The 7244-nt window shown below is 68.9% G+C and carries 3 protein-coding genes; 2 read left to right on the top strand and 1 reads right to left on the bottom strand.

Annotation, left to right across the window (positions count from 1 at the left end; translation table 11 throughout):
* Window positions 1–138 precede the first annotated feature (138 nt).
* Window positions 139–1110, bottom strand: coding sequence for a UDP-glucose 4-epimerase GalE (gene galE, locus ACFWN1_RS30385; protein ID WP_384369008.1), 972 nt, complete (start codon window positions 1108–1110; stop codon window positions 139–141).
* Window positions 1111–1389: 279 nt separating this feature from the next.
* Between galE and ACFWN1_RS30380 the strand changes: the two genes are divergently transcribed.
* Window positions 1390–3621: a CDP-glycerol glycerophosphotransferase family protein gene (locus ACFWN1_RS30380; protein WP_384369005.1), complete on the top strand. Its 2232-nt coding sequence runs from the start codon at window positions 1390–1392 to the stop codon at window positions 3619–3621.
* A gap of 27 nt (window positions 3622–3648) precedes the next feature.
* The gene (locus tag ACFWN1_RS30375; protein WP_384369002.1) at window positions 3649–7212 is read left to right on the top strand and encodes a CDP-glycerol glycerophosphotransferase family protein; all 3564 of its coding nucleotides are present in this window, start codon (window positions 3649–3651) and stop codon (window positions 7210–7212) included.
* The last annotated feature ends 32 nt before the right edge of the window (window positions 7213–7244 follow it).

Genomic DNA, 7244 nt, shown 5'->3' with positions numbered 1-7244 from the left:
GGGCCCCGCGCTCGGGCCGGGCTTGGGGTGGTGGTGTGGGGGTAGGCGGGGGATCTTATGGGGTGAGCCTTATTTTTGGAACCGGGTCACGCGCCGGTGCGACGCCCCGCCCGGGCGCTTCTCGCTGTTGTACCGGGATCAGCCGTGGCGGTGGCGCCAGCCCTGCCAGGCGGAGTCGATCATCTCGTCCAGGCCGTGCCGGGCCGTCCACTTCAGCTCGGTGTGGATGCGGCTCGCGGCGGCCACCACGCGGGCGGGGTCGCCGGCGCGGCGCTCGGTGACCTCGGGAATGACGTCCTCGTTGCCGGTGGTCTTGAGGATGCGGTCCACCATCTCGCGGACCGAACTGCCCTCGCCCCGGCCGATGTTGAGGACCAGCGAGGTGCCCTCGGGGGCCTCGCGCAGCCGGACGGCGGCGGCCTGGTGGGCGGAGGCGATGTCCTGGACGTGGATGTAGTCCCGTACGCAGGTGCCGTCCTCGGTGGCGTAGTCGTCGCCGAAGATGCGCGGGGCGTCGGACACCTCCAGGCGCTCGAAGACCATGGGGATGAGGTTGAACACACCCTCGTCGGAGAGTTCCGGTGCGGCCGCTCCGGCGACGTTGAAGTAGCGCAGGCTGACGGCGCGCAGGCCGTGAGCGCGGGCGGCGGCCGCGATGAGCCACTCACCGACGAGCTTGGTCTCCCCGTAGGGGCTCATCGGGGCGCACGGGGTGTCCTCGGTCACGAGGTCGACGTCGGGCATGCCGTAGACGGCGGCGGAGGAGGAGAAGACGATCCGCTCCACGCCGGTGGCTGTCATGGCGGCCAGCAGGGTCTGGAGGCCGCCCACGTTCTCGCGGTAGTAGTGGAGCGGGCGCTCGACCGACTCCCCCACCTGCTTCTTGGCAGCGATGTGCACCACGCCGGTCACGCCGTGCTCGCGCAGGGTGCTTTCCAGGAGCCCCTGGTCCAGCACGCTGCCCACCACCAGCGACACCCCGGCGGGGACCCGGTCCGCGCTGCCCGTCGACAGGTCGTCGTACACGACGACGCTCTCGCCGCCCGCCGTCATCGCGCGCACCACGTGCGAGCCGATGTACCCGGCGCCTCCCGTGACCAGCCAGCTCATTCCAGGGCCTCCTCGAAGTTCACTACCGGCAGCAGACTCCTTGATGGCCCGGGGAAAATCGAATCCGACATCCGCGACGGGCAATCCAAAACGGGACGTGGGCGGATATATGAGATGGACCACGTCGCACCGCGGAAAGGAGCGATTCGCGCTCCGGGAGCGTCCTTGTACTCTGTGGCGGCGGCACGCTTGGGCCAGACGGCGGACAGAGTTCACTCAAGGTTCACTCCGGTCCCGGCCCACGCTCACGTGATCGGTTCTCGGAACAGGTTGTAAAGGATGCCCAAACTCTCTCTCGTCGTCCCTGCTCACAAGGTGCAGGCGTACCTCGCGGAGTGCCTCGACTCGATCCTCGAACAGGACTTTCCGGACTTCGAGGTCATCGCCGTCGACGACTGTTCCCCGGATGCCTCCGGCGCCATTCTCGACGAGTACGCGGTGCGTGACCCCCGGGTTCACGTGATTCACCTCACGGAGAACGTGGGCCTCGGCCGTGCGCGCAACGCGGGCATGGAGAAGGCGACGGGCGAGTACCTCCTGTTCCTCGACAGCGACGACACCCTCACCGAGGGCGCGCTCCGGGCGATAGCCGGGCGGCTCGAGGCCGCAGGCGACCCGGAGATACTCGTCTTTGACTACGCGCGCAGCTACTGGGACGGCAGAATCCTCGCCAATCAGCGCGGCGCCCTGCTCCGCCCCGACGGCCCGGAGTCCTTCCCGCTGTCCGAGCGTCCGCAGTTGCTGGACCTGCTCCAGATCGTCTGGAACAAGGCGTACCGCCGCGACTTCGTCCTCCGCATGGGCCTGAGCTTCCCGCCCGGCTACTACGAGGACGCCCCCTGGACGTTCTGCTCGATGATCAGTGCCGAGCACATCGCCCTGCTGGACCGGGTCTGCGTGATGTACCGCCAGCGCCGCGAGGGCGGCAACATCCTGAAGACGGTCAGCCGCAAGCACTTCGACGTCTTCGACCAGTACGGTCGCGTCTTCGGCTTCCTCGACGCGCACCCCGAACTCGACCAGTGGCGCCGGCCCTTGTTCCGCAAGATGGCCGACCACTACCTGACCGTCCTCACCAAGCCCGGCCGGCTGCCGCAGAACGCGCGGGCCGAGTTCTTCCGCCGTGCCTCCGCCGACTACCGTGCCCGGCTGCCCGAGGGCTTCGCCCGGCCCGGCGGCAACCTCGGCCACAAGTACGCCATGCTGGAGCGGGGTTCGTACCTCACGATGGCGAGCGCGCTGGGCGCGGTGAAGCTCCGCCAGGCGGTCCGCCGCCGGGCCCGCACCACCCTGAACCAGTCCAAGCGCAATGTGATGGGCGTGTTCTACCAGTCCCAGCTCAAGCTGCCGCTGGACGAGAACCTGGCACTGTTCTCCGCCTACTGGAGCCGCAGCGTCTCCTGCAACCCGGCGGCCATCGACGCCGAACTCGCCCGGCTGGCACCGCAGGTGCGCCGGGTGTGGGCAGTCCAGGCCGACGCGGTGGACCGGGTGCCGGCCGGACACGAGTTCGTGCGGGTCGGCTCACGCGAGTACTGGTCGGTGCTGGCCCGCGCCAAGTACCTCGTGAACAACGTGAACTTCGCGGACAGTGTGGTCAAGCGCGAGGGCCAGATCCATCTTCAGACCCACCACGGCACCCCCCTCAAGACCATGGGCCTGGACCAGCGCAAGTACCCGGCGTCGACCAACATGAGCTTCGACAAGCTCCTGGAGCGGTGCGACCGCTGGGACTTCAGCCTCAGCTCCAACCGGTTCTCCACCACGGTGTGGGAGCGGGTCTACCCCTGCTCGTACGTCTCGCTGGAGACCGGCTACCCGCGCAACGACATCCTCGTCAACGCCACCTCCGACGACGTGCGCCGCGCCCGTGCCAGTCTCGAACTGGCCGACGACACGCGGGCGTTCCTCTACATGCCGACCCATCGCGAGTACCAGGCCGGCTTCACCCCCAGCCTCGACCTGGTCCGGCTCGCCGACGAACTCGGCCCGGACGTCACGCTGATGGTGCGCGGCCACTACTTCTACGGCAACTCCCCGCACGTGGAGGAGCTGCGCCGCAACGGCCGTATCGTCGACGTCTCGGGCCACCCGCGCGTGGAGGATCTGTACCTCGCCGCGGACGCCCTGATCACGGACTACTCCTCCGCGATGTTCGACTACGTGCTGCTGGACCGGCCGGTCATCGTCTACGCCTCCGACTGGGACATCTACTCGGCGGTGCGCGGGACCTACTTCAACCTGATGGAGGAGCCGCCCGGCGCGGTGGCCACCTCGCAGGCGGAGCTGATCAGGCTCCTCGAATCGGGCGAGTACGACGGGCCGGAGGCAGCCCGCCACCGCGACCGGTTCCGCAGGCGCTACTGCGAATTCGACGACGGCCGCGCGGCCGAGCGGGTGGTGCGCCGGGTCTTCCTCAGCGAGGAGGACATGCTGCCCCTCGTCCCGTTCGCCGACCGTCATCACGCACCGACTCCCCCGCAGGCGCTCGAACCGCTCGAGCGGGCCTGACCACCCAAGAGGAGAGACAACCCCACCATGGCCCCTCGGCTCAGTGTGATCGTTCCCATCTACAACGTGGAGCGCTACCTGCCCGCCTGCCTCGACTCCCTGGCGGCGCAGACCTTTACGGACCTTGAGGTCCTGATGGTCGACGACGGTTCGCCCGACGACTCGGCCGCGATAGCCGCCGAGTACGCGGCCCGCGACGAGCGGTTCCACCTCATCCGCAAGGAGAACGCCGGCCTGGGCGCGGCCCGTAACACGGGCATCGCGCACATGTCCGCCGACGCGGAGTACCTGACCTTCGTCGACAGTGACGACGTCATCCCGCCGGACGCCTACCGGCTGATGGTGAGCAGCCTGGACGAGACCGGCTCGGACTTCGCCACCGGCAACGTCTTCCACCTCAAGGGCCAGCGCTCCTGGCAGGTGCCGCTGCTGAAGATGCTGGCCGGCGAGGCCCGTAAGCGCACCCACATCTCGAAGATCCCGAAGCTGGTCGCCGACCGCATCGCCTGCAACAAGATCTTCCGCCGGACCTTCTGGGAAGGCCAGGGCTTCTCCTTCCCCGAGGGCATCCTCCACGAGGACATCCCGGTGGTGCTCCCGGCGCACTACAAGGCCGAGGCGATCGACATCATCGGCGAGCCGACCTACTACTGGCGGCTGCGCGAGGGCGAGTCGGCCCCGTCGATCACCCAGCGCCGGCGCGAACCGCAGGCCATCCGCGACCGGGTCACCGCGGTCAGTATGGTCAGCGACTACCTCGCCCAGCAGCCCGGCACCGAGTACGCCGAGTACAAGCGCCAGTACGACGATCGTGTGCTCCGCGACGACCTGCGCCTGTTCCTGCGGGTCGTGCCGGACGCGACCGCCGAGTTCCACGAGGCGTTCCTGGAGGCGACCAACCGCTTCCTCGACACCATCGACCCGAAGATCGTCATGGCGCTCCCCACGGACCTGCGCGTCCAGTGGCTGCTGGTGCGCAAGCACGCCATGCCCGAGCTGATCGCCCTGCTGGCCTCCCAGCGCCGCAAGGACCCCGTCGAGGTCTCCGGCACCTTCCGCAAGTACGCCAGCTTCCGCACACTGGAGGAGAGCGGCTTCGAGCTGCCCAGAGCCGCGCTGCGCATCGACGGCGACCTCGGTCTGCGCGCCCCGCTGCGCGCGGCGACCTGGCGCAACGGCAAGCTGCTGCTGACCGGCGACGCCTACATCGACAAGATAGACATGTCGGCGAAGCGGAGCAGCCTGAAGGTCGTCCAGCTCAAGCGCTCCGGTTCGCGCCAGCGCATGTTCCTCCCCGCGAAGAACATCTACCGCCCGGAGACCACCACCGACTCCGGCCAGAAGCGCTACAACTACGACTGGGCCGGCTGGGAGCTGGAGCTGGACCCGGCCAGGATACGCAAGGGCGGCGCCTGGCGTGAGGGCCTGTGGCACGTCGGCATCAACGTCTACGCCTCCGGCCTGGTGCGCCGCAGCGCGGTGTGGGCCCGCGGCGGCTCGGCGGCCAACTTCGCGCCCTACCAGTGGCTCGACGACGACTTCCGGATGCTGCCGGTCGTGGAGCGCGGGGCGCTCAAGCTGCGTGTGGAGAAGGTCCGCGCACTGATCACCGACCGCCGGATCACCGCGGACTCGGTGGAGATCGACGGCGAGCTGCGCACCGACCTGACGTCCGGCGAGACGCTGTCGTTGCGGCTGACCAACGCCAGGAGCGGCGAGGTCCGCTGGTACCCGATCGACGTCGGCCGTGCCGGGACGCGCACCACCTTCCAGGGCCGGGTGCCGCTGTCCGACGTGGTGCTGCTGGCCAGCGAGGACATCGAGGACCATGCCCAGCCCGAGCGCCGGCTGTGGAGTGTCGCGCTGCTGGCGACGTCCCCTGACGGGACGCAGCGCCAGTTCGGCAGCGTCATGAGCGAGGGCCTCGCGGACCTCTCCGCCGATGTGCCCCCGGCCTTCGGCGCGGCCGGCGCCAACCGCGAGGTCGCCCTGGTCTCCGGCAACAACGGCTATCTGAAGATCGTCGGCCGGGTGCGCCGCGCCGTGCTGACCTCGGTCGCCGTCCGGGAGGGCCGGATCACGCTGGGCGGCCACGCCTCGCGCGAGCTGATCGGCTCCGAGCTGGTGCTAAAGGCCGGCAACCGCTTCGACGAGCGCAAGGCGTCGGTGGACTGGGCGGACGACGGCACCTTCACCGTCGCCTTCGACCCGTCCGTGATGGGCGGCTCCGGCGGGGTCCCGCTGAAGGCCGGCCGCTGGAACCTGCTGCTGCGCAGCGCGAGCGAGGGCGCGCCGGACGCCGAGTTCGTCATCGACCGGCTCGCCTCCGCGCAGTTCCCGCTCCACACCGAACTGGGCGGCCGTCGCTACTGGTTCGAGAGCCGCTGGGGTGACTTCCCGCAGCTCAACTGCCGCTCGGAGCTGACCGACCTGGAGCGCGGGCCGTACCGCATGCTCCAGCTGCGCCGCGACGTGTACGAGCCCGGCCGCGAACAGCCTCTGCGCGACCAGGTGTTCTTCCTCAGCTACAACGGCAAGCAGTACTCGGACAGCCCGCGTGCCATGCACGAGGAACTGCTGCGCCGGGGGAGCGACCTGAAGTTCCTGTGGGCGGTGCGCGACGGCCAGGTGGTCCTGCCGCCCACAGCTGACAAGGTCCGCATGTGGGGCCGGGAGTGGTTCGAGGCGCTGGCCACCTCGCGCTACATCGTCACCAACGGACACCTGCCCGAGTGGGTGGAGCGCCGCCCCGGCCAGGTCATCGTGCAGACCTGGCACGGCACCATGCTGAAGAAGATCGGTCACGACATCGAGACCCTCTACTTCGACCGCGAGTACCAGAACCGGCTGGCGCTGGAGGCGAAGAACTGGAGCCTGCTGGTCTCCTCCAACCGCTTCTCCACGCCGATCCTCAAGCGCGCCTTCTCCTACGACGGTGAGATCCAGGAAGCGGGTTACCCCCGCAACGACTACCTGTACTCCCCGGACAAGGACAAGATCGCGGACAAGGTCAAGGAGTCGCTGGGCATCCCGCAGGACAAGAAGGTCGTGCTGTACGCGCCGACCTGGCGGGACGACCAGTCGCACAGCGCCGGCCAGTACCTGTTCGACCTGCGGATCGACCTGGAGGACGCGCGCCGCCGCCTCGGCGACGACCACGTGCTGCTGATCCGACGCCATTCCAACGTGGTCGACGCGGTGCCCGGCGCGGGCAACGGCTTCGTCTTCGACGCCTCGGAGTACCCGGACATCGCCGATCTGTACCTGGCGGCGGACATCATGATCACCGACTACTCGTCCGTGATGTTCGACTACGCCCACCTCAAGCGGCCGATGCTGTTCTTCACGTACGACCTGGAGCACTACCGCGACAAGCTGCGCGGGTTCTACTTCGACTTCGAGCAGGACTCGCCCGGCCCGCTGATCGACAACTCCGAGGACCTGGTGAGCGCGATCCGCGACATCGACAAGGTGTCCGCGCGGTACCAGGAGCGGTTCGACCGCTTCCACCACCTGTTCTGCGACCTGGACGACGGCCACGCCTCGGCGCGGGTCGTGGACCGGATGCTGGAGCAGGCCAAGGAGAGCTGAGCCCGAGCGCGGGAAGGGGCCGGGCCCGGAGG

Origin of the sequence: Streptomyces sp. NPDC058459, from assembly GCF_042721685.1 — a bacterium.
Classification (GTDB): domain Bacteria; phylum Actinomycetota; class Actinomycetes; order Streptomycetales; family Streptomycetaceae; genus Streptomyces.
This window is presented reverse-complemented; position numbering and strand designations above follow the sequence as displayed.

Excerpts from the sequence above, each read along its gene's own strand:
- ACFWN1_RS30380 (WP_384369005.1), top strand. The coding sequence starts at position 1,390 with ATGCCCAAACTCTCTCTCGTCGTCCCTGCTCACAAGGTGCAGGCGTAC.
- galE (WP_384369008.1), bottom strand. The coding sequence starts at position 1,110 with ATGAGCTGGCTGGTCACGGGAGGCGCCGGGTACATCGGCTCGCACGTG.
- ACFWN1_RS30375 (WP_384369002.1), top strand. The coding sequence starts at position 3,649 with ATGGCCCCTCGGCTCAGTGTGATCGTTCCCATCTACAACGTGGAGCGC.